Annotated in this window: 33 protein-coding genes and 1 tRNA gene; 26 read left to right on the forward strand and 8 right to left on the reverse strand. The window is 64.8% G+C overall.

Annotated elements, in window-relative coordinates; translation table 11 throughout:
- Nucleotides 1-6 precede the first annotated feature (6 nt).
- Complete coding sequence (locus F9K20_RS07045; protein WP_290999138.1) at nt 7-1,545, forward strand: Ppx/GppA phosphatase family protein; 1,539 nt, start codon at nt 7-9, stop codon at nt 1,543-1,545.
- Nucleotides 1,546-1,641: 96 nt separating this feature from the next.
- The gene (locus tag F9K20_RS07050) at nt 1,642-2,544 is read left to right on the forward strand and encodes a DnaJ C-terminal domain-containing protein (protein ID WP_290999141.1); all 903 of its coding nucleotides are present in this window, start codon (nt 1,642-1,644) and stop codon (nt 2,542-2,544) included.
- A 123-nt stretch (nt 2,545-2,667) separates the two neighbouring features.
- Here F9K20_RS07050 and rnd read toward each other — a convergent pair whose 3' ends face one another.
- Together rnd and F9K20_RS07060 are read right to left on the reverse strand one after the other, a co-directional pair.
- Nucleotides 2,668-3,843, reverse strand: coding sequence for a ribonuclease D (gene rnd / locus F9K20_RS07055; protein WP_290999144.1), 1,176 nt, complete (start codon nt 3,841-3,843; stop codon nt 2,668-2,670).
- A gap of 106 nt (nt 3,844-3,949) precedes the next feature.
- Entirely contained in the window at nt 3,950-5,203 is a 1,254-nt protein-coding gene (locus F9K20_RS07060) for an oxalate decarboxylase family bicupin (RefSeq protein WP_290999147.1), read from the reverse strand.
- A 202-nt stretch (nt 5,204-5,405) separates the two neighbouring features.
- Here F9K20_RS07060 and F9K20_RS07065 point away from each other — a divergent pair, with 202 nt between their 5' ends.
- From F9K20_RS07065 to F9K20_RS07125, 13 genes are all read left to right on the forward strand, one after another.
- Nucleotides 5,406-6,887 (forward strand): catalase, encoded by a 1,482-nt coding sequence (locus F9K20_RS07065; protein WP_290999150.1) that lies wholly within the window; start codon nt 5,406-5,408, stop codon nt 6,885-6,887.
- Between the two features lie 81 nt (nt 6,888-6,968).
- Entirely contained in the window at nt 6,969-7,175 is a 207-nt protein-coding gene (locus F9K20_RS07070) for a hypothetical protein (RefSeq protein ID WP_290999152.1), read from the forward strand.
- A 202-nt stretch (nt 7,176-7,377) separates the two neighbouring features.
- Nucleotides 7,378-8,967, forward strand: a complete 1,590-nt coding sequence (locus F9K20_RS07075) for an OmpA family protein (RefSeq protein WP_290999155.1) — start codon at nt 7,378-7,380, stop codon at nt 8,965-8,967.
- Between the two features lie 239 nt (nt 8,968-9,206).
- Complete coding sequence (locus F9K20_RS07080) at nt 9,207-10,136, forward strand: TonB family protein (protein WP_290999158.1); 930 nt, start codon at nt 9,207-9,209, stop codon at nt 10,134-10,136.
- Between the two features lie 75 nt (nt 10,137-10,211).
- Nucleotides 10,212-10,580: a hypothetical protein gene (locus tag F9K20_RS07085; RefSeq protein WP_290999161.1), complete on the forward strand. Its 369-nt coding sequence runs from the start codon at nt 10,212-10,214 to the stop codon at nt 10,578-10,580.
- A gap of 25 nt (nt 10,581-10,605) precedes the next feature.
- Entirely contained in the window at nt 10,606-10,989 is a 384-nt protein-coding gene (locus tag F9K20_RS07090; RefSeq protein ID WP_290999164.1) for a DoxX family protein, read from the forward strand.
- A gap of 269 nt (nt 10,990-11,258) precedes the next feature.
- Complete coding sequence (locus F9K20_RS07095) at nt 11,259-11,462, forward strand: hypothetical protein (protein ID WP_290999167.1); 204 nt, start codon at nt 11,259-11,261, stop codon at nt 11,460-11,462.
- A gap of 18 nt (nt 11,463-11,480) precedes the next feature.
- Nucleotides 11,481-11,636, forward strand: a complete 156-nt coding sequence (locus F9K20_RS07100) for a hypothetical protein (RefSeq protein ID WP_290999489.1) — start codon at nt 11,481-11,483, stop codon at nt 11,634-11,636.
- A 39-nt stretch (nt 11,637-11,675) separates the two neighbouring features.
- Nucleotides 11,676-11,930 carry a GcrA family cell cycle regulator gene (locus tag F9K20_RS07105; RefSeq protein WP_290999170.1) on the forward strand — a complete coding sequence of 85 codons (255 nt, stop codon included), beginning with the start codon at nt 11,676-11,678 and terminating at the stop codon, nt 11,928-11,930.
- Between the two features lie 64 nt (nt 11,931-11,994).
- A complete protein-coding gene (locus tag F9K20_RS07110) occupies nt 11,995-12,258 on the forward strand; it encodes a hypothetical protein (protein ID WP_290999173.1) in 264 nt (87 codons plus the stop codon).
- Nucleotides 12,259-12,265: 7 nt separating this feature from the next.
- The gene (locus tag F9K20_RS07115; protein WP_290999176.1) at nt 12,266-12,487 is read left to right on the forward strand and encodes a hypothetical protein; all 222 of its coding nucleotides are present in this window, start codon (nt 12,266-12,268) and stop codon (nt 12,485-12,487) included.
- Between the two features lie 96 nt (nt 12,488-12,583).
- Complete coding sequence (locus tag F9K20_RS07120) at nt 12,584-13,000, forward strand: hypothetical protein (protein WP_290999178.1); 417 nt, start codon at nt 12,584-12,586, stop codon at nt 12,998-13,000.
- A 263-nt stretch (nt 13,001-13,263) separates the two neighbouring features.
- Complete coding sequence (locus tag F9K20_RS07125) at nt 13,264-13,923, forward strand: methyltransferase domain-containing protein (protein WP_290999180.1); 660 nt, start codon at nt 13,264-13,266, stop codon at nt 13,921-13,923.
- Between the two features lie 31 nt (nt 13,924-13,954).
- Here F9K20_RS07125 and F9K20_RS07130 read toward each other — a convergent pair whose 3' ends face one another.
- The 3 genes from F9K20_RS07130 to F9K20_RS07140 all read right to left on the reverse strand — a co-directional run bounded on the left by F9K20_RS07130 (nt 13,955) and on the right by F9K20_RS07140 (nt 15,844).
- Nucleotides 13,955-14,689 carry a hypothetical protein gene (locus F9K20_RS07130; protein WP_290999182.1) on the reverse strand — a complete coding sequence of 245 codons (735 nt, stop codon included), beginning with the start codon at nt 14,687-14,689 and terminating at the stop codon, nt 13,955-13,957.
- Nucleotides 14,690-14,752: 63 nt separating this feature from the next.
- Entirely contained in the window at nt 14,753-15,550 is a 798-nt protein-coding gene (locus F9K20_RS07135; RefSeq protein ID WP_290999184.1) for a methyltransferase domain-containing protein, read from the reverse strand.
- A 72-nt stretch (nt 15,551-15,622) separates the two neighbouring features.
- On the reverse strand, nt 15,623-15,844 hold the full coding sequence (locus F9K20_RS07140; RefSeq protein ID WP_290999187.1) for a hypothetical protein: 222 nt from the start codon (nt 15,842-15,844) through the stop codon (nt 15,623-15,625).
- A gap of 168 nt (nt 15,845-16,012) precedes the next feature.
- Between F9K20_RS07140 and F9K20_RS07145 the strand changes: the two genes are divergently transcribed.
- Entirely contained in the window at nt 16,013-16,444 is a 432-nt protein-coding gene (locus F9K20_RS07145) for a response regulator (RefSeq protein ID WP_290999190.1), read from the forward strand.
- 48 nt (nt 16,445-16,492) lie between these two features.
- On the opposite strand, the gene F9K20_RS07150 is transcribed toward F9K20_RS07145, so the two are convergent.
- A complete protein-coding gene (locus F9K20_RS07150) occupies nt 16,493-16,963 on the reverse strand; it encodes a DM13 domain-containing protein (protein ID WP_290999193.1) in 471 nt (156 codons plus the stop codon).
- Between the two features lie 317 nt (nt 16,964-17,280).
- On the opposite strand from F9K20_RS07150, the gene F9K20_RS07155 reads away from it, so the two are divergent.
- The 3 genes from F9K20_RS07155 (at nt 17,281) to F9K20_RS07165 (ending at nt 18,268) form a co-directional block, all read left to right on the forward strand.
- Entirely contained in the window at nt 17,281-17,409 is a 129-nt protein-coding gene (locus F9K20_RS07155; RefSeq protein ID WP_290999196.1) for a hypothetical protein, read from the forward strand.
- A gap of 136 nt (nt 17,410-17,545) precedes the next feature.
- Nucleotides 17,546-17,743, forward strand: a complete 198-nt coding sequence (locus tag F9K20_RS07160; protein ID WP_290999199.1) for a CsbD family protein — start codon at nt 17,546-17,548, stop codon at nt 17,741-17,743.
- A 156-nt stretch (nt 17,744-17,899) separates the two neighbouring features.
- Nucleotides 17,900-18,268: a hypothetical protein gene (locus F9K20_RS07165; protein WP_290999202.1), complete on the forward strand. Its 369-nt coding sequence runs from the start codon at nt 17,900-17,902 to the stop codon at nt 18,266-18,268.
- 39 nt (nt 18,269-18,307) lie between these two features.
- Here the strand turns inward: F9K20_RS07165 and F9K20_RS07170 are convergent, their stop codons facing one another.
- Nucleotides 18,308-18,697, reverse strand: coding sequence for a GFA family protein (locus F9K20_RS07170; RefSeq protein WP_290999205.1), 390 nt, complete (start codon nt 18,695-18,697; stop codon nt 18,308-18,310).
- A 262-nt stretch (nt 18,698-18,959) separates the two neighbouring features.
- Between F9K20_RS07170 and aspS the strand changes: the two genes are divergently transcribed.
- The 5 genes from aspS (at nt 18,960) to F9K20_RS07195 (ending at nt 24,026) form a co-directional block, all read left to right on the forward strand.
- The gene (gene aspS, locus F9K20_RS07175) at nt 18,960-20,951 is read left to right on the forward strand and encodes an aspartate--tRNA ligase (RefSeq protein ID WP_290999484.1); all 1,992 of its coding nucleotides are present in this window, start codon (nt 18,960-18,962) and stop codon (nt 20,949-20,951) included.
- A 38-nt stretch (nt 20,952-20,989) separates the two neighbouring features.
- A complete protein-coding gene (locus F9K20_RS07180) occupies nt 20,990-21,202 on the forward strand; it encodes a hypothetical protein (protein ID WP_290999208.1) in 213 nt (70 codons plus the stop codon).
- Between the two features lie 97 nt (nt 21,203-21,299).
- Nucleotides 21,300-22,016, forward strand: a complete 717-nt coding sequence (locus F9K20_RS07185; protein ID WP_290999211.1) for a ceramidase domain-containing protein — start codon at nt 21,300-21,302, stop codon at nt 22,014-22,016.
- 37 nt (nt 22,017-22,053) lie between these two features.
- Nucleotides 22,054-22,140: transfer RNA gene (locus F9K20_RS07190), tRNA-Leu, on the forward strand.
- A 125-nt stretch (nt 22,141-22,265) separates the two neighbouring features.
- On the forward strand, nt 22,266-24,026 hold the full coding sequence (locus tag F9K20_RS07195; RefSeq protein ID WP_290999214.1) for a DUF6538 domain-containing protein: 1,761 nt from the start codon (nt 22,266-22,268) through the stop codon (nt 24,024-24,026).
- A gap of 425 nt (nt 24,027-24,451) precedes the next feature.
- Here the strand turns inward: F9K20_RS07195 and F9K20_RS07200 are convergent, their stop codons facing one another.
- Nucleotides 24,452-24,604, reverse strand: a complete 153-nt coding sequence (locus F9K20_RS07200; protein WP_290999217.1) for a hypothetical protein — start codon at nt 24,602-24,604, stop codon at nt 24,452-24,454.
- Between the two features lie 254 nt (nt 24,605-24,858).
- Here F9K20_RS07200 and F9K20_RS07205 point away from each other — a divergent pair, with 254 nt between their 5' ends.
- Both F9K20_RS07205 and F9K20_RS07210 read left to right on the forward strand, forming a co-directional pair.
- Entirely contained in the window at nt 24,859-25,038 is a 180-nt protein-coding gene (locus tag F9K20_RS07205) for a helix-turn-helix domain-containing protein (protein ID WP_290999220.1), read from the forward strand.
- Complete coding sequence (locus tag F9K20_RS07210) at nt 25,031-26,389, forward strand: hypothetical protein (protein WP_290999223.1); 1,359 nt, start codon at nt 25,031-25,033, stop codon at nt 26,387-26,389. The genes F9K20_RS07205 and F9K20_RS07210 overlap by 8 nt, the downstream gene beginning before the upstream one ends.
- Nucleotides 26,390-26,394: the final 5 nt, after the last annotated feature.

A 26,394-nucleotide genomic window follows, 5' to 3' on the forward strand; every position in this document is an offset into this window, starting at 1 on the left:
CTGCATTTGACCAGCTTGGAGCGGTTGTTCGGCGAGCAGAGCCGGGTTCACGAGCTCGAGCCCATTGGGGTCATCGATATCGGCTCCAACTCCGTGCGCCTCGTCGTCTACGAGGGCGCAGTGCGCGCGCCGACGCCGGTATTCAACGAAAAGGTGTTGTGCGGCCTCGGGCGCGATATCGCCTCGACGGGGCGGCTCGGCAGCGAGGCCATCGAGCGGACGCTGGCCGCGCTTACGCGTTTCCGCTCCATCACCCGCATCCTCGAGGTGAAGAACGTGCGCGCCTTCGCCACCGCCGCCGTGCGCGAGGCCGAGGACGGCGCCGAGTTCATCGCCCGCGCCGAGAAGGCGCTCGGCATTCGCATCGAGGTCCTGTCCGGCGAGAAGGAAGCCAAGCTCGTCGCCCAGGGCATCATGATGGGCTTCGTTGCCCCCGACGGCGTTGCCGGCGACCTCGGCGGTGGCAGTCTCGAGTTGATCGACATCGCCTCCGATCGCCTGAAGCAGGCTTCGACCTTGCCCGTCGGCGGCCTGCGGCTCATCGATGCCACCGGCAACAAGATCGAGAAGGCGCAGCCGCTGATCGACGAGGCGATCGCGCAGGTGCCGTGGCTGAGCCAGGGCGCGGGGCACCCGTTCTATGCCGTCGGCGGAAGCTGGCGGGCCATCGCGCGTCTGCACATGGAGCAGACCAACTATCCGCTGCACGTCACGCACGGCTACGCGATCCCGACGCTCGAGGCCATCGCCTTCTGCGAGTTCCTGCGCAAGACCAAGAAGCTCTCCGGCATGTCGGGCTTCGACGAGCTGGCCAAGGCGCGGCGCGAGGTGCTCCCCTACGGCGCCCTGGTGCTCGAGCGGCTCCTAAAGACGCTCAATCCGAGCGAGGTCATCTTCTCCATCTTCGGCATCCGCGAGGGTCTGATCTACTCGCTGCTCCCGGCGCATGAGCGCCGCAAGGATCCATTGCTGTCGTTCTGCGCCGAGTACGCCAGCCTGCGTTCGCGCTCCGTCGAGCACGCCTGGGAGCTGTGTAAGTGGACCGACCCCTTGTTCGAGCCGCCCGGCCCTAAGGAGACTCCCGAGGAGCGCCGCCTGCGCTATGCTGCCTGCCTCATCTCCGACATCGGCTGGCGCGAGCATCCCGACTACCGCGGCGAGCAGAGCCTCAACCTCCTGGCGCACGCCGGCCTGTCCGGCATCGACCACCCGGGCCGCGTGTTTCTGGCGCTTGCCATCTTCTACCGCCACGTCGGCGCCAGCCAGGAGCACGCCGCGGAGCTGTCGGAGCGGCTGAAAAGCCTCATGTCCAAGCGCGCCCAGAAGCGGGCGCGCATCGTCGCTGCCGCGGTGCGCACCGCCCACATGCTGTCAGTCGGGGTTCCGGGCGTCATCGACGAGACGCCGCTCAGCTACGACGGCGACAAGCTCGTCCTCACCATCCCCAAGTCGTACGCCGGGCTCGACGGCGAGCGCCTGCGCCGCCGCTTCGAAACGCTGGCGCAGCTCGTGGAGAAGGTGCCGGAAATCCGCATCGGCCGGTGAGCAACCATTGCCGGCGGCCTGTCGCCGCCATATTTCCTGCTAAACTGAGGCGTGCTGGTCGCGGGGGGCCGGCGTTGGGGACAGGACGTTTGCGCAATGGCCGATGATCCGTATGCCACCCTGGGCGTGCCCAAAAGCGCCTCGGACGAGGACATCCGCCGCGCCTTCCGCAAGCTCGCCAAGGAGCTACACCCCGACATCTCCAAGGGTAACGAGGAACGCTTCAAGAAGGTGTCCTCGGCCTACGAAATCCTCGGCGACCCCGAGAAGCGCCGCGCCTACGACCGCGGCGAGATCGACGGGCGCGGCGAGCCGCGCCATGCGGGCTTTCGGCACTATGCGCGCGGCGCACGCGCCGGTGCTGGCGCCGGTGCGGGCGGTCCCTTCGACGAGTTCGGCTTCGGCGACATCTTTTCCGACATCTTCGGCGGCGTCGGCTCGCGGGCTGGTGGGAGACCCAACTTCGTCTCCAAGGGGCATGATGTCCGCTACACGCTGGAGGTGGATTTCCTCGAGGCGGCCTCCGGCGCCACCAAGCGTGTGACGCTGCCCGGTGGCGGCACGCTCGACCTCAACGTGCCGGCGGCCGTCACCGACGGTCAGGTGCTGCGCTTGAAGGGCAAAGGGCAGCGCGGCGCCGGCGGCGCCGAGCCGGGCGATGCACTGATCGAGATCCGCGTGCGCCCGCACGCGCTCTTCAAGCGCGAGGACGACGACATCCTCGTGGAGGTGCCGATCACCATCGACGAGGCGGTGCTCGGCGCCAAGGTCGAGGTGCCGACCATCTCGGGGCGCGTGCAGCTCACCATCCCCAAGGGTACGAGCTCGGGGCGCGTATTCCGCTTGAAGGGTAAGGGCGTCAAGAGCGCCGGCCGCGCCGAAGCCGGCGATCAACTGGTCACGGTCAAGATCGTGCTGCCCGAGACGGTCGACGACACGCTCGCCTACTTCTTCTCCGAGTGGCGGCAGAAGAACCGCTACGACCCCGGCCGCAAGTAAGAAGCAGTGGGCGTTTGCGCGTGCGACAGTGCTTCGCGCGTAATGCTTCGGCCTAGCCCGTCATGGCCGCCTTAGCGGCCATGACTAGCGCGGACGATGAGCCCATCGCCCGCTGCCGACGGACTACTGAGCGGCTTCGCGGCCGACCTTCGCGGTGGCGATGGGCACCACCTCGCTGCCATTGAGCGTCAGCGCGATCTCGCCGCGCTTCAGGCGCAGCGCATCCTCGCCAAACAGCCGCCGCCGCCAACCTTTGAGCGCCGCAATGTCGGGATCGGGCTCCACCGCAATGCGCTCCAAATCCTCCGAGCTGGCGATCAGCTTCGGCGCCACGCGATGGCGCGCCGCAGAAGCCTTCAGAAGCACGCGCAGCAATTCGACGAGCGCCGTCGACTCGGCCGACAGCTGCGCCCCGCGCGAGACCGCCGGCACCGACTTGGGATCGCGGCTGAGCCCGCGCTTCACCGCCTCGATGATGTCGCGGGCCCGCGCCGAGCGTGAGAAGCCTTCGCTCAGCGTGCGTAGATGGCTGAGCTGCTCCGACGAGGTCGGCGCCTGGTTGGCGATGTCGTACAGCGCTTCATCGCGTAGAATGCGCGAGCGCGGCACGTCCTGCGATTGCGCCAGGCGCTCGCGCCAGGCGGCGAGCTCCATCAGCACTGCCAGCGCCTTGCGGTTCTTCACCCGCAGCTTCAGGCGCTGCCAGGCCTCCTCGGGATGCGACTCGTACGTCTTCGGGTCGGTGAGGATGCCCATCTCCTCGTTGAGCCAGTCGAGGCGCCCCGCCTTGTCGATGTCGGCCTTCAGGTGACGATAGACTTCGCGCAGGTGCGTCACGTCGCCGAGCGCGTATTCGAGCTGCCTGTCGGACAGCGGCCGCCGGCTCCAATCGGTGAAGCGCGAAGATTTGTCGAGGTCGACACCGGTGACGTTCTTGACCAGGTTGACGTAGGAGACGCTCTCGCCGAACCCGCACACCATCGCCGCCACCTGCGTGTCGAACACGGGGCGCGGCACCATGCCGGCGCGGGCGTAGACGATCTCGATGTCCTGACGCGCGGCGTGGAACACCTTGACCACGCGCTCCTCGCCCATCAGCTCCCAGAACGGGGCAAGGTCGATGCCCGGCGCCATGGGGTCGATGATCATCGCCTCCTCCGGGGAAGCGATCTGGATGAGGCAGAGCTGCGGCCAGAACGTAGATTCGCGCAGAAATTCCGTGTCGACGGCGACGAAGTCGCTGGTCGAAAGACGCCGGACGGCTTGGGTGAGGTCTTGGGAGGAGCTGACGATACGCATGTGGGGCGCGGTATAGCGCATCGAATCCCGCGAATCCAGTTCGTCGGCGGGCCCAGGCCCTTGAAAATTGGCCGCAATACCGGCCAGCCGGACCCGCACGGCGCCCTCAGGCCGGCACGACGGGCGACTTCTTCTGGCGCAGCGCCAGCACCGTCGCCGCATCGATATCAAGGCTGGCCTCGACCAGCTGGGGCGGGGTCAACGCCAGCCACTGGTTGAGCGAGACGTCGGCGTAGCGCGGGCTCCTGAACATCTCGAGGAAGCGCAGCGGGCCTTCTCCGGTGTTCTCCACGTAGTGCCCCATGGCGAACGGCACGTAGCCGACATCGCCGGCGCGGTAGTCGAAGGTGCGGGCGTTGCCCGTGGAGCCGAACACGCCCATGCGCGCCTGCCCCTCGATGTAGTACTGCCACTCGTCGGCGTTCGGATGCCAGTGCAATTCGCGCATGCCGCCGGGCTCGACCTCGACCAGGGCCGCGGCGATGGCCGTGGCGACGGGGAAGTTGCTCGAATCGGTGATGCGCACGGCGCCACTTTTCGTGCGGATCGGCTTCTGCGCCAGCATGCGATGGGTGTAAGCGAGCGGCGTCGGCTTGGCGCCCTTGACGCGATCGCGCTTCAGGGGCGGCGGCACCTTGCCCGCGAAGATATAGAGCTGGGAGGGATCGGGCGTCTTCGCAAAGCTCTTGGCCGGCGCGCCGAAGTTCTTGGCCAGCACTTCCGGCGGGGTGTGCTTCACCCAGTCGCTCAAGAGGAAGGTGTTGTCCTCGCTGAAGGCGCCGTCGTCGAAGACGAGGAGGAACTCGCAGCCGTCGGGGCCGAGGCCCTGGATCGAGTGCGGCAGCCCGGGCGGGAAGTACCACAGGTCGCCGACGCCCAAATCGTCCATGAAGCTGCGCCCTTCCGCATCGATGACGGTGATGCGCGCGCGGCCGTAGAGCATGTACGCCCACTCGGCCTCCTTGTGCCAATGCATCTCGCGGATGGCACCGGCGTTGAGCCGCATGTCGACGCCGGCCATGTTGGTCGATACCGGCAGCTCGCGCACCGTGATCTCGCGCGTCCAGCCGCCGCGCTCCAGCCGCATGTGCGCGTCGGCGAACGAGAAGCGCAAATTCGGCAGGATGCCGGCGTCGGTCTTGGGCGGCGTGAACAGGTCGGGGTTCTGCGCGTCGAGAAGCGCGTCGCGCGGGCCCGGGTCGCTGCCGCCACGGCGCGGACGCGTCGGCTGCGGGGGTTCCGGCCACTCCGCTTTGAAGGATGCCAGTGCCGACCGGCGCAGCGGCTCGTGCACCGCCTTGGCCATGCTCTTGGCAGACGTTTTGCGGCGCGGGCGCTTGAGCGGCGGGGCGATCGTCATGGGTGCGGCTCCCTGAAGCCGGCGCGGTCGTCGAGGCTGACCGAAGTCAGCCACAACGTGCGTAAGGAACCGTAAAAGCGAGCAAAATCGGCTGTCAGATCAGCTCAGCTTATGGGTTGCAGCAGGAAAGCTAATTTTACATTGACGGACGTGCCGGGTCCTTTGTGCGTCGCACCAAGAGCCACTCCGGAGCGACCTCCTTATGTCCGATCAATCGTCCAAGAAGACCCTGACAACGACCGCTGGCGCCCCCATTGCCGACAACCAGAACGCCATGACCGCCGGCCCGCTGGGGCCGCTTCTCATCCAGGACTACCAGCTGATCGAGAAGCTGGCGCACCAGAACCGCGAGCGCATCCCGGAGCGCACGGTGCACGCCAAGGGCTGGGGCGCCTACGGCGCGCTGACTATCACCGGCGATATCTCCAAGTATACCAAGGCCAGCGCCCTGCAGCCGGGCGCCAAGACGGACCTCGTCCTGCGCTTCTCCACCGTCGCCGGCGAGCTGGGCGCCGCCGATGCCGAGCGCGACGTGCGCGGCTTCGCCATCAAGTTCTACACGAAGGAGGGCAACTGGGACCTCGTTGGCAACAACACGCCGGTGTTCTTCATCCGCGACCCCTACAAATTCCCCGACTTCATCCACACGCAGAAGCGTCACCCCAAGACCAACCTGCGCTCGCCGACGGCAATGTGGGACTTCTGGTCGCTGAGCCCCGAAAGCCTGCACCAGGTGACCATCCTGATGTCGGACCGCGGCCTGCCGACCGACGTGCGCCACATCAACGGCTACGGCTCGCACACTTATTCGCTGATCAACGCCAAGGGCGAGCGGGTGTGGGTCAAATTCCACTTCAAGACCATGCAGGGCCACAAGCACTGGACCAACGCCGAGGCCGCCGAGGTCGTCGGACGCACCCGCGAGTCGACCCAAGAAGACCTGTTCGGCGCCATCGCCAAAGGCGACTTCCCGAAGTGGAAGATGCAGGTGCAGATCATGCCGGAGGAGGATGTCGGCAAGCACTGGTACAACCCGTTCGACCTCACCAAGGTGTGGCCGCACGCCGACTACCCGCCCATCGACATCGGCGTGCTGGAGCTGAACCGGAATCCGGAGAACTACTTCGCCGAGATCGAGCAGGCGGCGTTCTCGCCGTCGAATACCGTGCCCGGCATCGGCTTCTCGCCGGACAAGATGCTGCAGGCGCGCGTCTTCTCCTACGCTGACGCGCACCGCTACCGGCTCGGCACGCACTACGAGCACCTGCCGGTCAACGCCGCCCGCTGTCCCGTGCACCACTACCACAAGGACGGCCCGATGCGGTTCTTCGAGGGCAAGACGGGCAACGTCGACGCCTATTACGAGCCGAACTCGTTCGGCGGCGCTAGCGAGGACAAGCGGTTCGCCGAGCCGCCGCTGAAGATCTGGGGCGACGCCGATCGCTACAGCCATCGCATCGGCAATGACGACTACAAGCAGGCGGGCGATCTGTTTCGCCTGATGCCCGCTGACGCGCAGTGGCGGCTGATGGACAACATCGCCGCAGCCATGCAGGGCGTGCCGCTGGAGATCGTCAGGCGCCAAGTGGGCCATTTCTACAAGGCTGATCCGGCTTATGGGCTCGGCGTCGCACGGCGCATGGGTGTTGGCGCCGGCGATCTTTCCGCCGAGGCGGCGGAATAGGAGGCCGACCGCGGGCGCGTTGGCTCCTGGCGCGCCCGCCACACTTCTCCTCATGAAGGCAATGCAAGTCGGAACGATGCGATGGCGACGATAGCTTTGAAGACTCTATCCAACACTGCCGGCCTGGTCGGCGAGTTCATCACCGAGGCGCGGCTCGACGCGCTCAACGCGGCGCTCGAAGCGCGCGGGCTCGATGCGAGCCGCATCATCAGCATCTTCGAAGTCCCTGGGCAGCCGGTCGCCAACGCGCACCCGGCGCGCTATCGCGTCCTCTACCGCCAGCGCTGACCTTCTCTCCACTTCTTCGCTCGGGTTGTCGTCATAATTTCCGTGCGCGGAAAAAAAAGCGCGCGAGCGTCTCGTTTTGGGTTGCGTGTTGGCCTGAACTTAGTGGCTCACCGCACTGAATTTTAAGCAAAATAGCTGCAATTTGTACGGGTCTTTCAAGCGCGTCTTAGCGCTCCGCGCCCCCTTAGCCGAGGACCCCGTCATGCGTATGCCTCCCCTTCTCCCCTTATTACTATCGTCCGTCGCCCTTCCCGCCGCCGCCGCCGACTACAGCGTCTGCTACTTCGCCGCCGATAGCGTCAGTTGCCTCATCGAGCAGGTCGAGTTCGCCCGCCAGCGCAACGCCGAGATCGACGCCTCGATCGCGCGTGTGGAAGCGCGGCGCGCGCGCGAGCTGGCGCTCAGCCTGACGCACTGCAAATCCCGCTACTCGCGCACGCCGCGCTGCCTGGCCGAGCGCGCGCAGCGATTTGCCGACCGTCAGAACGAGCTTGCCGAGGCCTCGATCGCACGCGTGGCGCAGGTTCGCGCCTACGAAGCGGCGCGCAACGCCGAGATCGAGCGCTCACTCGCTGCTGTCGCGGCCGAGCGTCAGCGCCGGCTCGAGATCGCACAGAACGCGTTGATCGAGGCTTCGCTGGCTGCTGTCGAGGCCGAGAAGCAGCGTCGCTTCGCTGCGCGCCAGAACGCACTCGCGACAGCGTCGGTGATCAGAGTCGAAATCGAGCGCAACCGCCGTCTGGCCGCCAGCCTGTCGCCGTGCAAGTCGGCCGACGATCAGCGCCCACGCTGCCTGGCACAGCGTGCCCGCGAGTTCGCGGCGCAGCAGAACGCGATCGCCACCGCGTCGGCGGCGCGCATCAAGGCCGAGCGCGAGCGCGCTTTCGCCACCGCCCGCAACGCCGAGATCGAGCGCTCGATCTCGGCCGTCGCCCGCAATCGCGCACAGACCATCGCCTACACCACGTCCCATTGCGCGCAGAACGAGGCGAGCCCGCGTTGCGAAGCGGAGCGCAACCGCGAGCTGCAGGCCAGCCTGACGCACTGCAAGTCGGGAGCCGATACGAGCCCGCGCTGCACCGAGGAGCGCAACCGCGAGTTCCACATCGCGCGCAACGCCGAGATCAACCGGTCGATCGCCGCCGTCGAGAGCGCACGCGCACAGAGCCGTCAGGCGACCGCCAGCACCATCGCCGATGGCAGCAAGACGGGAGCGAACGCCAGCGCCTCGGCCTACGACAACAACGCCTCGTCGCTTGAGACTGGAGCCCTTGGCATTCCGGTGATGCCGACCCAGCCGCAGGCGCGCCCGCTGCCGCAGAACGAGCTGCGCCATGGCATCTCCACCGAGCCGTGCCGCGCCGCCGGCGCGCCCTTCGGTCCGCTGCACTTTGCGCATGGCCTCGACTTCGACGCGACGATGCGCAACGAGCTCGACCGCCTCGCCGGCCTGGCCAAGGCTTGCCCCGGCATGCGCATCGAGATCCACGGCTACTCGGACGGGACGGGTCCGGCCTTTACCAACCGCAGCATGGCGCAGGCGCGCGCCCAGGCGGTCACCGGCTACCTCATCGCCGCCGGCATCGCGCCCAACCGCCTCGCCGCCATCGGCCGCGGAGCCACGCAGCCCGTGCTTCCCTACAGCAAGGGCATCGACCCCGCCTACGGGCGCCGCGTCGAGTTCGTAATCAAGGACCCGGCAATGGATGCTGCCGCGCGCAAGGTGATGTGGGACCTTGCCGAGCTGCTCGATCCGACCTACATTCCTGCCGTTGCCGGCCTCAGCCCCTGAACGCCGTCAACCAGTAAGCTTCTCGGCCCCGAAGGTTGCCACCGCCGATCGCCGCCGAGCTCACGAAGGGCCCCCAAAGGGGGCCCTTTCGCATTTTATCGGCCTGCGCCCGCATTTTAGGCGCCGTGTGCGACGTGCACGTTGTTGAAAATGCCTAGATCGCATGGACAACTGCCGCCGTGGCGGCCACACCATCGCACGTGGCCGCACGAGGGAGCAACTCAGGGCGAGCGGGCGATATGCACGCTGACGAGATCCTGCTGGCGGCGGATAGCGCGTCGGCGACGAGCGAGCACCTGGCAGGGCTGCGCCAGCAGCGCGACCGCGTGTTCTGGTTCGGGCTCGCCGCGGCTGTCCTCGTGCACGCCGTCGCCATCGTCGGTATGGGCACTGCCCGCCAGCGCACGCTCGGCTCGCCGGATGGGGCGGCCGATGCCATCGCCGTGGAGATCGTCGACGGGGCGACGCTGAAGGACAGCATGGAGCAGCCGACGCCGGCCACCACTCCGCCCGGCGCCCAGCAGCCCACCGCCGCGCTTCCCGCCGAGCAGCCGGCGCAGCCGCCGCCCGAGCCGGAAGCGCAACCCGAGCCGCAGCCCGAGGTCGCCGAGCCGGCACCCGCGCCGCCGGAAGCTGCGCCCGCCGAGAAGGAGGCGCCAAAGCTCACCGCCGAGGCGATCCCCGCCCTCGAGGAGGCCAAGCCGGACCCGACGCCCGAGGCGGCAGAGCCCAAGCCGGCGGAGGCAAAAAAGCCGCCGGCCAAACAACAGCAGGCGAAGCAGCCGCCGAAGAAACGCACGCAGACCTCGGCCCTCGATCTGTCGGTGCCGTTCGACGGCGGCTCCAGCGCCGCCGAGCCCGGCGGCTCGTCCGCTGTGCAGCGCCCACCCGGCATCACCCGCTCGGGTGAGAACGACGAGTTCGCGCGCAACGTCATCCGCGCACTGCAGAGGACGATGCCGCGCGAGCGGGCGCGCGGCCGCGTCACCGTGCGTATCGTGCTCAATGAAAATGGCAGCCGCGCCGACGTGAAGCTGTTGCAGAGCGGCGGCGATCCCGACCTCGACTTCAACGTGGTGTTCGCGGCGCGCCAAACCGCCTATCCGTTCCCGCCCAGGAACTCCACGCTCGTCGACCGTACCTTCACGGTCACCTACATCTACCGCTGACGCCGGTCAGGGGGAGCAAATAGGGATGATTGCACCCTAGCAATATACGCGAACGTCAGCACGGCGGAGAGAGGCATGGAGTGGCTCGGTCTCGTTCTGGTGCTGGGGGCGCTTGCCGCCTCGATCCCCGCCTGCGTTAATCAGTACCGCCGCGACCCGGCCGGCTTCTGGAAATCGCTGCGCCTGCTTGGCGCCTACTTTCTCTACGTCTTCGCCGGCATCGGTCTCGTCTTGGCGCTGCTCTCCGGCCCGCAGTCGGAGACGACCGCCGCTGCCGCCACGGTGTTCGCCGTCGCCTTCATCCTCTATGGCGGGCTGTGGCTTATCCGTATGGTGCCGCGCTACCGCGAGGTTCCCGCGTTTATCGACAAGTTCCCCGGCGCGCTCGACTACGGCTTCTGGGCCGTCATGGCCTCGAGCCTCGCCTTCGCCTTTCTCGCCTGACGACGCAACAAGCGGACCCTGACGCATGGAATTCACCCTCACCAACGCGCTTATCGCGCTCGGCCAACTGCTCATCGGCGCGCTGTTCGTCTACGGGGGCCTCAGCCACTTCGGCCCCGCGGCGGAAAAGATCATCCCGCTGTTCGAGGCGCGCGGCGTACCCATGCCGCGCCAGGCGCTCTATGTGGCCAGCGTCTTCCAGCTGGTGTGCGGCGCCGGCCTGATGCTCGGCGTGCTCATCGTCCCCGCAGCACTCGGCCTCATCCTATTCACCATCGCCGCCTCGGTGGTGATGGCGAACTTCTGGGACATGCCGCCGGGCGAGGAGCGCGAAGCGCTGCAGAACGTTTGGGCCTCGAACATCGCCATCATCGGCGGTCTGTTGCTCGCCGCCGCGGCGGCACTTTGAGCCAAGACGCTGTGACGTGTCGCAAACGCACGGTTTACCCTATATGCGCGCTATATCCGCGCGCCGGCGCAAACCAGGCGATTGCGAGCGCATATACGCACCATACGTGCTATATATTTTTGACGCATTGCGCTGACTAGCTATTCCCTCGGCGTGTCGGCGGACCAACGCGGCGAGCCGGCTGCCATCGCCGTTTTGCCTCTCTCTGACGGCCCCCAAGTCGAATCCGCTGTGCTTCAGGCGGCTTTGCCACCACGCGGAGACGCCTAGTGCCCAGCAAGTTCAAGGTCGGCCAGATGGTCGATTTCGTTCCCTCGAATAGAGCCGTGCCGGCTTCGGCGCGTTCCTACAAGGTGTTGCGCGTGCTGCCCAACGAAGGCGGCGAGCAGCTCTACCGCATCAAGACCATCGCCGAGGCGTACGAGCGTGTCGCGCGCGAGAGCGAGCTGTTGCGCACGTCTTCGCCGGTCTGATGCGCTGGTGCATTGAAGATGAACACAGCGACGGAGGCCCACGTGCCCAAAGGTCAGCAGAAGTCCAATCGCGAGATCAGGAAGCCGAAGAAGCAGAAGAGCGTTGCGGCGGTCGCCTCGACCGTCACCTCGACCTTCGCCATCCCCTCGTACAAGGCCGGCAAGAAGCGCTAGGTGGCCGCGCTTCCGCCACTCGCATGTGAAGGATACGTCATGGACCCCATCAAAAGCCCGCCGTGGCCGGTGCCGCAGGACGAGCTCGACATTCCGCTCGCGCAGCGCAAGACGATGACGACGCTGCTGCCGAACGACTGCCGCTGGCCGATCGGCGACCCGCAGCTCCCCGGCTTCCACTTCTGCGGCCAGCGCAAGCAGGATGGGCATCCATACTGTGAGTTCCACGTGCGGCGCGCCAGCCAGCCAGGGCGCACGCGCCCCGTCACGTACCGGCCGCGCAGCGCCGCCTGACGGCTGTCAGCGGCGCGCACCGGCCACAAGGTGCGCCAGGCGCGCATCTATGCTATGAGGATCGATGGAAAAATTCGCCTATGACGCGCCCGCTGAGATCTATTCGAGTGCGGGCACTGGTGCCCGCAAGCGGCCGGTCTCCTATCGCCGCTTTGCCAGCGGCGCCGAAGCCATCCGCTTCACCATCGAGGAGCTGCCGCAGATGATGCAGCGCGGCACTGTCATGGAGGTGGGCGACGACCGCTTCGAGATTGCCGACATCCGCGCCCTCTACGACAGCGAGGACTACCCGCTAAGCCGCAACGCGGACGAAATCGAGCGAGGCTGAGGCGGCGATGCGCTTTCACAAGGCGATCGAGATCAGCAAGCTGGAGGCTGACTTCATCATCGAGGGCGGCGCCGTGCAGGCGGCGGCATCGGACATCGTCGTCGTTGCGCGCGGTGAGAGATACTACGACGTCCGCAGCATGAATGTCGCCGAGGTCGAGGCGTTCGTCGCCGACCTGGCGCGCGCCGAGCACGCTGCGGAATTGCGGCGTCTTGCGCTTCCCTGTTGAGCGGCATGCCTTAACCCTGAGCATTATACGCAATCGTGATGAAACCGCCTTGTGCGCGCGGCGTTTTTATCCCGACGCGGGGGCAAGGAGGTCGAAATGACCAGAACCATCGCCGCCGCTGCCATGGCCGCCGCGCTATCGCTGTTGGCGCCGCAGGTCGTGGCCGGCGATATGGCGGACAAGGTGCTGAGCGCCGAGCAAGCCGCCGGCACGCCGGCGGGCCAGAAGCCTGGTACCGAAACGTCGGACCGTACGCCTGAGAAGGCAACGCAGACCCCGGCCACTCAGGTCGACAAGTCCGCTGCGGGCGAGACGTCCGACCGTACGCCGGACGAGGGCATGCAGGGCGCGGCCGAGGAGGCCAAGGGCGCGCCATCAGGACAGACGCCCGACACCGAAACGTCGGACCGCACACCGGAGAAGGCAACGCCTACCCCGGACACCCAGGTCGATAAGACCGCTGAGGGTGAGACGTCCGACCGTACGCCGGAGCACCACGGCGAGACGAAGTAACCACCTCGACGTGATGCTCACCGCGGGCTCCCGGTGACTCCCCCGCCGGGAGCTGCGCGCACGTATGTCGTTCTTCCGACACCACGCACGATATTCTGTATGCCATCGCCGCGAGCCACATGCGCCAGCGGGCCGTCGGGTGAAAAGCACTCCAGATCCGTGAAGGGCCAAATGCCAGCGCAGTTCCGCGGGGAACGATGGCGTGCCGTTTCGCGTGCTATCGCGGCCACTCCAACCCACAATCATAGTCACGGAGCGATAGCATGCAGCACTCAGGTGAGAGCTACGACCGGCTGGCTTGGCTCTACGATGCAGCGGCAAACCTCTATAGCGGGGGCCAGATCCACGCCCTCAAGGCATCGCAAATTAGCGAGCTGCAACCCGGTGGCCGGATCTTGTACGCCGGCGTCGGCGGGGGCGAGGATGCCGTCCTGGCTGCAAATCACCACGTGGCCTTGACGGTCCTTGATGCATCGCCGGCGATGCTCGAGCGCGCCGCGGTGAAATTCCGCGCTGCGGGCGCCGAGGACTCCATCGAGGTCATCTGCTCTGACGTGCTCGAGCACGAGCGCCCAGCTTACTATGACGTCGTCGTCGCCAACTTCTTCCTGAACATATTCACTGAGCCCACCATGAAGATCGTGCTCGCTCACTTGGCGAGGATGGTGAAGCCGGGCGGCAAGCTGCTGATCGGCGATTTCTCGCACCCGAAGGGTCGCCTCACAGCGCGCACGCTGCAGCGCATGTACTATTCCCTTTCCATGTTCACCTTCTGGCTCTTTGGTGGAACTCCTTTGCATCCGATCTACGACTACCCGCAGTATTTTGCGGCGGTCGACCTTCAGACCCGGAGCGTCAGGCAGTTTAGGGTCAATGCGCTTTTCCCCGTCTCCTTCGAGGCGATCACGGCAGAGAAAATGTGAGAGGTGCCGTACACACGGCGCGCCGTTCGGCTCAGCTGTACAGCAGGCGGTAGATGCCATTGATGAGGACGAGATAGGCGGGCGCCAGGAGCAGCAGCGACGCCATGGCGGCGAGCCATGTGCGCCAGCGTGCCACCCCCATCGTCGCCTTCAGGGCCGTCGCTGCCACATGCGTGAAGTAGAACGTCGACACCGCGATCCACAGCAAGATGAAGGGAAAGCTGACGCCCTGGCTCTCGTACGTGTGCCCGTCGGCCAGCGTGCCGTACTCGTGCTGGATGTTGCCGCTGACGAGGCACATGATGGTGCGCGGCGCGCAACCGCTGCCCATGACGCTGGCGTAGTTCAGCGCGAAGTCGACGGTGAGCATGAGGAAGATGCCGCCGATCATGACCAGCAGCGCCGCGCCGCCGACGTAGAACGTGGCTTCCAGCGTGCGGATAAGCGTGATGCCGCGCGTCAACAGCAGCTTGAGGAACAGATAGATCGTGAAGCCACCGGTTGCGGCGACGAAGATCGGGAACAGGTGGTGGACGAAGTCGGAGAAGGCGGTGTCAAAGACAAGCGAGAAGGCCGCCTCGATGATGAGGATGATGCCGATGGCGGTGACGAGGAATCGCCCGGCCGCAGCGAGGTTCGATGCCTCGCCTTGCAGCCGTGCGAGCGCGAAGGTCTTCGGGCGCCACGACACGGCGGCGGCGTCGGACAGCACCGACATCCGGTAGCGCGCCTGGCCCACCAGCCAGCCGGCGATCGAAAGTGCCATGCGTCCCCCGTGAAGCGTGCGAAACCCCGTGGCGTGCACGCTAGCCCATGGCTCGGCGCTTCGCTATTGCCGGATCGCGCGCCAGCCCTCGCCTTCGAGGTGGCCGTCGACGAGCCGCCCCTTGAAGCGCTTCGCTTCGCCGTGGCCGACATCGAGCACGAATTCGACCTGCTCGCCCGTCACCATGCCGTCGCGCAGCGGCACGGCCTGGCCATCAATGGTGGCGCTCCCCGACAGCTCCTGGAACTGCTGCGCGAGCTTGAGGTCCGCTGCGCGCGCCCCCTCCGCCGCGTCGAACGTCAGCCGCCACCTTCCCGCGACCTGCGTCGGCACGATCCACAGATAGACGACGCGGTCGCCTACCCGCTCCCACTTGTCGGGCAGCCAGTCGCCCATGTTGAAGTCGTTGGAGAGCACGCGCGTGCCGGGGCGCATCTCCTTCAGGATGCGCGGGCGCAGGCCGATGTTGATCTTCAGCGACAGGTAGAGCGTCAGCACCGAGGCGCGGCCAATGTCGGTGTCGAAAAGGTTCTCCTTGCGGAACGTCACCTTGTCGGCGACGCCGGCGCGCCTTGCGTTGTCGTTCGCCTCCACGATGCGCTGGGGATCAATGTCGACGCCGAGGCCGCGAGCGCCGAAACGCTGCGCGGCGGTGATGGGGATGCGCCCGTCGCCCGAGCCGAGGTCGATGAGGAAGTCACTTTCCTTCACCTCGGCCATCGCGAGCATCTTCTCGACGGCGGCGTGCGAGGTCGGAAAATACGGCGGGGTCTGCGCCTGCGCGCCGGATGCCGCGAGCAAGACCGACGCGACGACGACAGTCTCCGCAACGATGTCCGAGCAGAACGCGCGATGCAGCATGTAGGAACGCTATCCCACACGCTTGAGCTCGGCCAATAGTGCTGCCGGTTGTCAGAAGCCCAAAAGGAGTACTCAGGCCGGCAGCCCGTTGATGCGTTGGATCACCTCGTGGATCGTGCAGCCCGGCTGTCCGCGCCAGCGCGCGACCGCGTCGCGCCGCTCGAGCAATTCCACGGCCCAGAAACCGCGTCGCGCGTCGTTGCCGGTGGCGGCGACAAGCGCCCGCTGGCGCGGCGTCAAGTTCGACGGCAGGCGGTTGATCCCAGGGCGGCGAGCCGTTTCTTTGAGCTTCATCCTGTCCTCCCGAGCTGGTGCAGGTTTATCCCCACATCCTTGGTCGTCCTTCTATCATCGACCTTGACTATGGCAAAATAGATTTTGCCTATAAGCATTCCCGGCTTTTTAAAAACGGAACTTGGTGCAGTGCACAAACGTTGTGGCTGCTTTCCGTAGGCGCGGTGAATGTCCTCAGAGCCAGGCTTCGAAACGCACGCTCCCCATGGTCGGCGCGCATCCGCGGACGACGGCGCGCCCCGCCGCATCCTCGTCGTCGAGGACGAGATGTTCGTCGCCATGGACATCGAAGCGGCGGTGCTCAAGGCGGGCCATCAGGTGGTGGGGTTCGCCGGCACGGCGCAGCAGGCCGTCGCCTTGGCGGACGAGAAACGACCCGATCTGGTGTTGATGGATATCCGCCTGGCAGGTGGCGGCGATGGCGTCGACGCCGCTATTGAGATCCGGCGGCGGTTTAACATCCCCTCGCTGATCGTCAGCGCCTACTATGATGCCGAGACGCGTGCGCGCGCCGCGCCTGCCCAAATCCTCGGCTTCATCCCTAAGCCGTTTGACCACGCGTTGTTGGCGGCGGCCCTGAATGGGGCGCTGAGACCATGAAGGTGCGCGCTCGCGAGCGGCCATCTAGTCAGCGGTGCCGGCAGCCCATCACCGATACTTCGCGGCGGTGATGAACTGGCTGAAGGCTTCGCACCAGACGATGGCGGTGGTGTATGCACTGACATCCACCCCCGCCGGCACGTCGACGATGAAGCCGTCGAACGTCTTCACGTCGCCGATGCGCCGCGCCTTGTCCTTGATGGCCAGGAACCCTTCCTTGGTGTCGACGAACTCAGGCGTGAGGTACAGCTTGTAGTCGGGCCCCGGCGCCAAGCGCCCCGCGTGGGCGATTTTGTCGGGCAGCACGCGCACCTCGCCCTCGCCCCAGTGCACGAAATCGCTGCCTTTGAGGTTGCGCTCGAAGCGGCCCTTGTAAAGCGCGCCCGTCGCCGTCGCCTCGAGCATCGCCGCGTCGGGCCCCTTGGGCGCAGTGAGGATCGGCAGCGCGTAGATACCGATGAGAAAGCCGAGGCCGAGCGCGGCGGCGTGCGTGGCGATGAGGATGACGATGCGCAGCATGGGTCGCGTCCTTCTCATAGTGACCGAAATGATCGCAGCGGCAAGTCTCGAAAGGCGAGATTAGCGATATCTCGCCTTTGATCGAAATGCGCATTGTCTTTGGTCTCCATAGCCAGCGGCTATCAACCACCAATTCGCGGAAGGAGGGCACGATGTTGCCTGGCATCTCTCCGCGTTTCATAGCGGCTGGGCATCGATTCCAGAGGCACTCGGCATTTCAGATCGCGGGCGCGGTTCGGCATAACGAGAGCACGGAAGCGCTGGCACTTGTCAGCCAGTCCGCAACGTCGCAACCGCAAACCCAAAGGAGACTACCCATGAAGACCTTCGTCCTCGCCGCTCTGCTCGGCATCTCTTCGCTCGCCGGTATTGCAGCTCCCGCGTCTGCCGACAGCTCGTTCAGCGTGCACGGCGTGTTCGGCGGCAACACCTACGGCGGCCGCTAATCGACGCCACTGCGCTTGAAGCGAAGGGCCGCGGGAGCCTCACCCGCGGCCTTTTCGTTTGCCTTTTGGTTGTCATCCCAGGGAACGCGCGTTCCCATCGCGCGTTGTGCCGGCGTGTGCAATTTGGAGGAGACGCATGAACTGGGACCGCGTTGAAGGCAACTGGAAGCAGTTCACCGGCAAGGTTAAGGAGCAGTGGGGCCAGCTCACCGACGACGACCTCGCCCAGATCAACGGCAACCGCGAGCAGCTCGAGGGGAAGATCCAGGCGCGCTACGGCTACGCCAAGGACCAGGTGAAAAAGGATATCGACGACTGGCTGAACCGCGCGTGAGCGCGGCACGCTGCTTGAAAAATGGCGCGGCTTCGGCCGCGCTATTTCTTTTTGGGCACAGGGCGGCGACTTCTTCTTGACGCGCGGCGCAAAGTCCTTGTGGGCGCTATGGACTTGCGCCCACTATGCACCCTACGCTTACCTGGGGGGTCGGCGATGAAAACGTTCCTTGCAACCACTCTGACTGAAACGGCCGTCTCGCCGGACGGGCGCCGCTTCGAGCTGACGTTCGTCGACGCGGAGGGGCGGCGGCACGCGATCAGCATTCCATCCGCCGTCGCGGCCGATCTCGTGCCGGTGCTCGAGTCGGTCGCCGCTGCGCGGCCGGCGGGAGCCGCGGGCGAGCTGACGCGCCTGCCCAAGACATGCGCCGTGGGGCACGCGACCGGGGAGCGTATGGTGCTCCTGCGCTTCGACGACGAGGCGCCGTACGCCATCGAGCTGGAGGTTGCCCAGGCGCTGGCCGAGCAACTGCAGGAGCAGAGCTCGGAGCTGTCCGCTGTGGCGCGCCCGGCGCTGCACTGAACATCGCAGAAGCACGCCTTTGTGGCGTGGCGCGCGCAGTTAGAACCACATATCGGCGACGCAGCGGCCGTCGCGCGGCAAGTCCTCAAAGCTTTCAAGCCCATCGAAGTGGTCGATGATGATGGCGGCCACCGCCCCGGGCTCGGCGAGGCGCAGATTGACCGCAATCCTGCGGCGCCCATGCGCATCGGGCACGAGCCCGCGCCAATAGGCAACGCACCCGCAGTCCGGACAAAAATGAAAACCGAGGTGCCTGCCGCGGATATACGCACGGGTCGGACCCGATATCCGGATCCGCTCGTTCTCGTAGTCGTATGCCCAGAGCACCCCGTAACGCCGGCAGGCCGTGCAATTGCAGGCCGTGGCCGACTGGGGGAGTCCGTCAAAGCTCCAGCGGACCGCGCCGCAGAGACAAGTGCCTTCGATCATTCGCGCGCCTTTACCTCTCTGGAGAGCTCATCCGATATCAGTCAGTCTCAAGCATCATAGCCGGACGCCCCGCCCAGCCGGAACGCTGAGACGTTGCTCCGAAAGGCAGGAAATTCCGATCCTTGACAACCCGCTGAGCGCATGCGCTTTTCGCGCCAACTTTCAGGACAATTTGCGGCACGCAACGGGACGCACGATGGCTGAGGCGAAGGCTAAGAGTAAGTCGAAGAAGGCGGAAACGGCGCCGGCTGGGTCAGCACCGCTGCATCGCTACCGCTCGCACACCTGCGGCGCGCTGCGGTCACCCGATATCGGCAAGGCGGTGCGGCTCTCCGGCTGGGTGCACCGCGTGCGCGACCACGGCGGCCTCCTGTTCATCGACCTGCGCGACCACTACGGCATCACGCAGGTGGTCGCCGACCCGGACAGCCCCGCCTTCAAGACAGCGGAGAGCGTGCGCTCCGAGTGGGTGATCCGCGTCGACGGCGAGCTGCGCGCCCGCCCCGAAGGGACGGTCAACCCCGAGCTGCCGACCGGCGAGGTGGAGCTGTTCGCCACCGAGATCGAGGTGTTGTCGGCGGCGAAGGAGCTGCCCGTGCCGGTGTTCGGCGAGCCAGACTACCCGGAAGACCTGCGCCTGCAGTACCGCTTCCTCGATCTGCGCCGCGAGAGCCTGCACAAGAACATCATGCAGCGCCTCGCCATCGTCGCCTCGATTCGCAAGCGCATGGTGGAAGCGGGCTTCTTCGAGTTCTCGACGCCGATCCTCACCGCATCCTCGCCCGAGGGCGCGCGCGACTTTCTCGTCCCCTCGCGCATCCACGCCGGCAAGTTCTACGCCCTGCCGCAGGCGCCGCAGCAGTACAAGCAGCTGCTGATGGTTTCGGGCTTCGACCGCTACTTCCAGATCGCGCCCTGCTTTCGCGACGAGGACCCGCGCGCCGACCGCCTGCCGGGCGAGTTCTATCAGCTCGACGTGGAGATGAGCTTCGTTGAGCAGGACGACATCTTCGCGGCCATGGAGCCGGTGATCACCGGCGTGTTCGAGGAATTTTCCGGCGACAAGTCCGTGACACAGAAATGGCCGCGCATTCCGTATGACGAGGCGATCGCCAAGTACGGCACCGACAAGCCGGACCTGCGTAACCCGATCGAGATGCAGGATGTCACCGAGCACTTCCGCGGCTCGGGCTTCAAGATCTTCGCCGGCATGATCGAGAAAGACCCGAAGGTGCGCGTGTGGGCGATCCCGGCGCCGGGCGGCGGCAGCCGAGCCTTCTGCGACCGCATGAACTCCTGGGCGCAGGGCGAGGGGCAGCCGGGCCTGGGCTACATCTTTTGGCGTCCAAAAGAGAGCGTAAGTATTGACTCAGAGTTTCACCAGCACTTCTCCGCGATCTCTGATCAGCTGGTGGCCATTTCTGGTGGTGCTGGTCCCAGCGATGTGGGAAGCCAGCTCACCGAGTTGGACCGCAAATTCCTTGTTAGAATTCTAGAGCATCTCAATCAGACTGACCCTGATGCGGCGGCGTCATTTTGGTCGAAGTACTATGAATGGAGCGGACCGCTCGCTAAAAATATCGGTTCGGAACGGACGGAAGCTATTCGGCGACAGCTCGGACTGAACGCTGGTGACGCCGTATTCTTCACGGCCGGCAACCCGGCGCGGTTCTACAAGTTCGCCGGTGAGGCGCGTTCGCGCATCGGCGAGGAACTGAAGCTCATCGACGAGGGCAAGTTCGCGCTCGCCTGGATCGTCGACTTCCCGTTCTACGAGTGGAACGAGGACGAGAAGAAGATCGACTTCTCGCACAACCCGTTCTCGATGCCGCAGGGCGGGCTGCAGGCGCTGGAAGCCGCGAAGTCGGATGAGGAGCGCCTCCACATCAAGGCGTATCAGTACGACGTCGTCTGCAACGGCTACGAGATCGCCTCCGGCTCGGTGCGTAATCATCGACCCGACACGATGGTGAAGGCGTTCGAGATCACGGGCCTCGGACAGGCCGAGGTGGAGAGCCGCTTTGGCGGGCTTTACCGCGCCTTTCAGTATGGCGCACCGCCACACGGCGGCATGGCAGCGGGAATCGACCGCATCGTCATGCTCCTCGTCGGCGCCAAGAACCTGCGCGAGGTCACGCTGTTCCCGATGAACCAGCAGGCCAGCGACTTGCTCATGGGCGCCCCGTCCGAGGTGGCGCCGAAGCAGTTGCGCGAATTGCACATCCGCGTCGTGGCACCGGAGAAGAAGGATTAGCGGTTCACATATCTCCGGGGCGCGAAAGGAGACTTAAGATGGCCCACTCGGTCGAGGTGAACATCACCAGTCATCCCTTGAGCCGCGAGGAGAACGGTATCGTATTCGTCGTCGCCGACAACGATGGCAAGTTCGGCGAACTCGTGGTCAGCAAGGGTGGCCTGCGCTGGCGGCCGCGTGGCAAGCACCAGCCGCACTTCATGACCTGGGCCGAGTTCGACCGCGCAATGCGCGAAGCGCGCAAGGACTGAGAGCCAGCGAATAGTGAGTAGCGAATAGCGAATAGAGATCTCACCAAGTCTATTCGCTACTCCCTATTCGCTATTCGCTGCTCCGCAAGGAGCAGGGATGGACTGGGGCAAGGTCTACAATTACTGCGAGCGCGGCGGCGATCCAGGCTTCTGGGCCGAGCCGCTCAATGCCATCTCCAACGGCGCCTTCATCATCGCCGGGCTGATCGCCGCCGTGCAGCTGGCGCGCTCTCCGCGCAAGGATTGGGCGCTGTTCGAATGGCTGCTGATCGTGCTGGTCATCTGCATCGGCATCGGCAGCTTCATGTTCCATACCTATGCGACGGTGTGGGCGATCCCGTTCGACACGGTGCCGATCTCGCTGTTCATGCTCGGCTATCTCGGCTACGCGCTGCGCCGCTATGCGGGCATGCCGTGGCTGGTCGTCATCGCGGCGCTCATCGGCTTCTACTTCAGCGTCAGATATGCGCAGGGCATTCAGTGCTCGAACGAGCTGTTGCCGATGACGCGCGGGGCAGGCAAGCGCTGCTTCAACGGAACCTTAGGCTATACGCCGGCGTTTGCCGCGCTCGTATTGGTGGGCGGCGCGCTGCTGGTGCGGGGCCACCGCGCCGCCGGCTATATCCTCGCCGCCGCCTTCCTTTTCCTCGCCGCCATGACCTTCCGGACTATCGACCTCGAGCTGTGCCGCTGGGCGGTGCGTGGCGGGCGCGGGGTGGGCACGCATTTCCTGTGGCACAGCCTCAACGGCCTGCTGTTGTACGTGCTCCTATTGGGCGCCATCCGGCATGGCGCGCCGACCCGCGCGGAGTGATTGCGCGGCCCGCTTTGCCGGCCCATAAGGGCGCGGCGCGGACGTGGTGGAACTGGTAGACACACAGGACTTAAAATCCTGAGGCGGCAACGCCGTGTGGGTTCGACTCCCACCGTCCGCACCATCATCAGGCGAGGGAACGGTTAACTCGTTGATGTCGCTGAATGGAGCTTGATTTTCGGCTGTTGTGGCATGGGACGTGCACGGTGATCCGATGCACAAACCTGGTTCACAATGGGACCCGTCATCGTGGTCAAGCCTTACCTGCCCAAGGGCTCGAAAACCTACAAGATCCATCCCCGCGTACCCTCGCAATATCAAGGCGTCGTAGGGGCGACGCACGTGACCCGCTCCTTGGGAACTCGCGACGCGCGCGAGGCGAAGCGGCGGGCGCATGCGGTCATGCAGGAGCTCTATCAGGAGTGGGACAAGCTGCTCGGCGAGGCTGTACCGCCGCCCGCTGGGGGCTCGGGCGGTCCACAGCGAATAGCGGGCAAGCACGGTTGCTGCTTCGACAGCGTGGAGCACGCCTGCGCCTACATGTACGAAACGGCCCGCTTTGCAGAGCAAGTGAAGCGCTACGAAGCCGCTGAACGCATAAAGACCGAGCCCGAAGCCTTGTGGCGCGGCGAGATTGTCCCTCTTCCGAGCGTTGGGCTGGACAAGAATGACACATGGGGGACAGCTGCCCGTGCCTTTGCGGCATGTGCAGCAGATCGCCACAGGCGCGTCTCTCACGACCTCGCTATGGGCCAGCTAGCTTGGGTCGAGGAGCTGGTTCGGAAGTATTTCAACCCACCGCATAGTGAAGACCATGAGTTCGTATTCGCGATTGCGAATACGCTCTTGAGCTTTTGGAATCGCGTCGCCCACGACGATAGGGGCATGTTCTGGTTTGTAGATGAGGAAGAGGGGTCGTTCTTCGTGCGACCACCTCACGACGACTTGCCCATCGGTTCCAGGGCAGTGCAGAAGCCTGGCCCAGGTGAAGGTCGGTCGCCGTCATCAACACCGAGCTTGTCGGTCCTTTGCGAGGCCTACATCAGCGAACGCGGCCAATCTTTGACCAACGAGCGGACCGAAACGATCAGAGCCACAGTACGGGATTTGATTGCCGTTAATGGCGACAAGGAGATCACGAAGTACGGCAAGGACGACGCTAAGGCGTTCAAGGAGGTCCTCCTCTCCGTCCCGGGCAATTGGAACAAGAGAAAGGGATTACGGGAGTACGGCATCGTCGAGGCGAGCCGCAAGGCCGCGCAGACGGGTCTGCCGCGGCAGGCTCCGGCCACGATCCGCAAGAAATGGGGTGTGCTGGGGCGGCTGTTTGATTACGCCCAGCGCAACTATGAGGGTGTGATCAACCCTTTCAGTGGTAAGTCGCTCGCACTCGGTAATGGCAACGGAGGCAACGACCAGGGCGGTCCGTTCAACTCTGATGAGCTGAAAAAACTTCTTGTCTCTCTTCACCCGGCCATGCCCAGCCACCTGTATTGGCTCTCGCTGCTCAGCCTCTACACGGGGGCTCGCCTGAATGAGCTATGCCAGCTTTCGAAGTCTGCCATCCTGCGGCACGGCGATCTGCACTACATCTACTTCGGTGCACAGCTGAGATTGAAAGAGAGGTCGAGTATCCGCTCGGTTCCTCTCCATCCTCGGCTCGTGGAGCTTGGCTTCCTAGAATACGTGGAATCTCGCTCCGATGATCTTTTTCCGGATTTGCCAATCCACAAGAGTGGGCGGCTGTCGGATGCACCTAGCAAAGCCTTCTCGAGATACCTTCGGAAGTTGGGAATCAAGCGTCCCAGGCTGTCATTTCATTCTCTTCGTCATACGTTCATCGATGCCTTGAAGAGGTTCGCGCCCCGCGATGCAGAAGCACGCGAGCGTCTCGTGGGCCACGCTGTGCAGGGCATGGCTGGACGATACGGCAAGGGCTACGAGGCCGAGGCACACGATATGGAACTACTTGTAGAACGCGAAAAGGTGCTGCGGTTGGTGCGTTTCTGAGCGGGCGTCGGCAAGTCGGCAAGGAGTGGCCTATGGGCAAAGGATCATCAGCTAAGTGGCCGGTATACCGAGGGCGACTCCGTACCCCGCTAGACCCGACAGCAAACCTTGCTGCTGAAATCCCAGCGCGGCTATCTGCCCTCTGCACGCTCTACGGGGTCGACCAACGTGACCCCGTCTGGGAACGCAAGCTGCTCATGACCCTTGCGCACCGTCACGTGAAAGGTTTTTGCGTCAAAAGGAGGCGCCGAGCCACTGTAGACAGTGTGGGCCTCATAGAGTTGGTCGATTCCGTACGGGATCACTTTGAGGAAATCGAAGGCCGCAAGCCTTCGGCGGAGGCGGCTATTGCATTCATTTTTGAGAGTCCAGATGCGGCCGCATGGTTCGGCTCTATGAGGCGCCAAAGGGCCTTGCGCATCTACTCAGGCCGCAGGGAAGTCCTTGACCACGCGACTCGCGAAGCCGTGCGGCAAGGCAACGAGTTCGCCAAGGTCATCCGTCAAGAGCTTCTGCTCGACCAGGCTCCCGTGGATTGCCACGCTCGCATTCTCCGGGACATCATCCGCAGGCGGCATTCCTGATCCTTATCTGCATTGGCGCGGACGACTTTCGTCGGCGGAATGTCGAATCGCGGTTGACCGCCTGTAAGGCTCTCGGCCCCATTCTCCGGGACATCATCCGCATGCGGCATTCCTGATCCTTACCTGCATTGGCGCGGACGACTTTCGTAGGCGGAATGTCGAATCGCGGATAGCCGCCTGTACGCCTCTCGGGCCATCTTATGCACAGCGCCGCAACGTGCGGCGACTGTCAAACCCGAGAGGTACTAATGATGATCAAAGTCAATGCCGGAATAGTGTTCCTGACGCCGGAAGAGATGGCGGCGAAGCTGCGCATCTCGATACGCAAGCTACAGCAGATGATGAAGGACGGCGCCGCGCCCGAGCATGTACGGCTCGGTGCGCGGGTGCTGTTCGTGGTGCCGGAAGGGAGCGATGCAAATGGCTAAGCTTGCTTCGACCGTAGGATCACGCCTGCGCCCGCCTCGTCAACATGAGCTGAGATACGCGACTGAACTTTCCAACTCGCTAGCGCAGGCACTTCCCGATCCTCAACAGCTCGTCGAACAGTATGGAGCCCACGCTCTCGATCCGGTGTGGGTATCATTCGCGCCGCAGAAGTTCTGGTGTCACTGGATTCCCGTCCAAATATGGCAGGGACACTTTCTGCGCCTACTTGCCAATCCCTACGACAAACCCAAGGAAGAGTTGCCGCTGTTCATGCCCGGTCGGCTTGTGGGAACTGAGCAGGGAAAGATCGTTCAGCGGCTTCAAGCGAATGTCTGGGCGCTGAGCTTCTGCGTCCTCGACTATGACAAAGGGGATGCTGCCTTCGATGCCGTGATCGCGCGGCTCATCGAACTTGGCTTGTGCGCGACCGTGTATCGCTCCCCGAGCGACGGCAAAGAGATCACGAAGATTCGTCGCACTGGACCGGACGGCAAGACACTCTGTGAGCCGACGGTTGAAGCTTGTCTAAACAAGCTTATAGCAGACGGATTTAGCCCCGCGATACTTGGCGATGTGCAGATCATCGACGATCACCTGCTCGATGACTACGGAACCGTCTGGATCGTCGTGCACCACAATCCCATTGCCAAGACACGTGTGGTCATCGTCCTGGCAGAGCCATTTACTCGTCGGCCCGGTGAATCTTCGCGTGCATTCGCCCTACGTTGGCGTCGCGAGGTGATGGAGCCGCTGGCGCATGCGCTGGGCTTTGCGGCAGACACCGCACGCTTCGACACCAACGGCGCCTTCTACCTGCCCCGGTTGCTGGACGGAGTCGGAAGCCGATACGTGCCCGGCGATGCGCTTGATCTCAATGGCGACAAGTTCGCCGAATGGCAGCAGGCGTGGGAGGAACCGCGTCGCCGGTTGGAAGCCGAACGCCGCGCACGCGTCGATGAGCGCCGAACTGCGGAGCCAGCGCGCGTCCATGCCAACCCCATCAACAAGCGCTACGCGCTTGGCGATCTCATATGGGATTGCGCGAATGAGCGCGTCCGCGCCGACAAGCGCGATGAGAGAGATGGCCTCATCGAGTGCGAATGCCCATTCGATGAGCTGCACTCCAACGCGGGCGATGAGAGTGACAGCGCGTTCTTTGTGACGAACAGCGGCGCTGCCGGTTGTTTGCACTCACATAAAGACGACCATTGCGTCGCTGATTACATCGCCAAGATGCTTGCCGACGGCTGGTTCTCGGCCGACCGGCTTGAGGCTTACGTATTGCCGCCGAGAACATCCCCATCGAAAACAGACGGTCCAGATTTGTACGCCGTGGCGTACGGACTTTGAAACAT

Source organism: Hyphomicrobium sp., assembly GCF_009026145.1.
Taxonomy (GTDB): Bacteria; Pseudomonadota; Alphaproteobacteria; order Rhizobiales; family Hyphomicrobiaceae; genus Hyphomicrobium_A.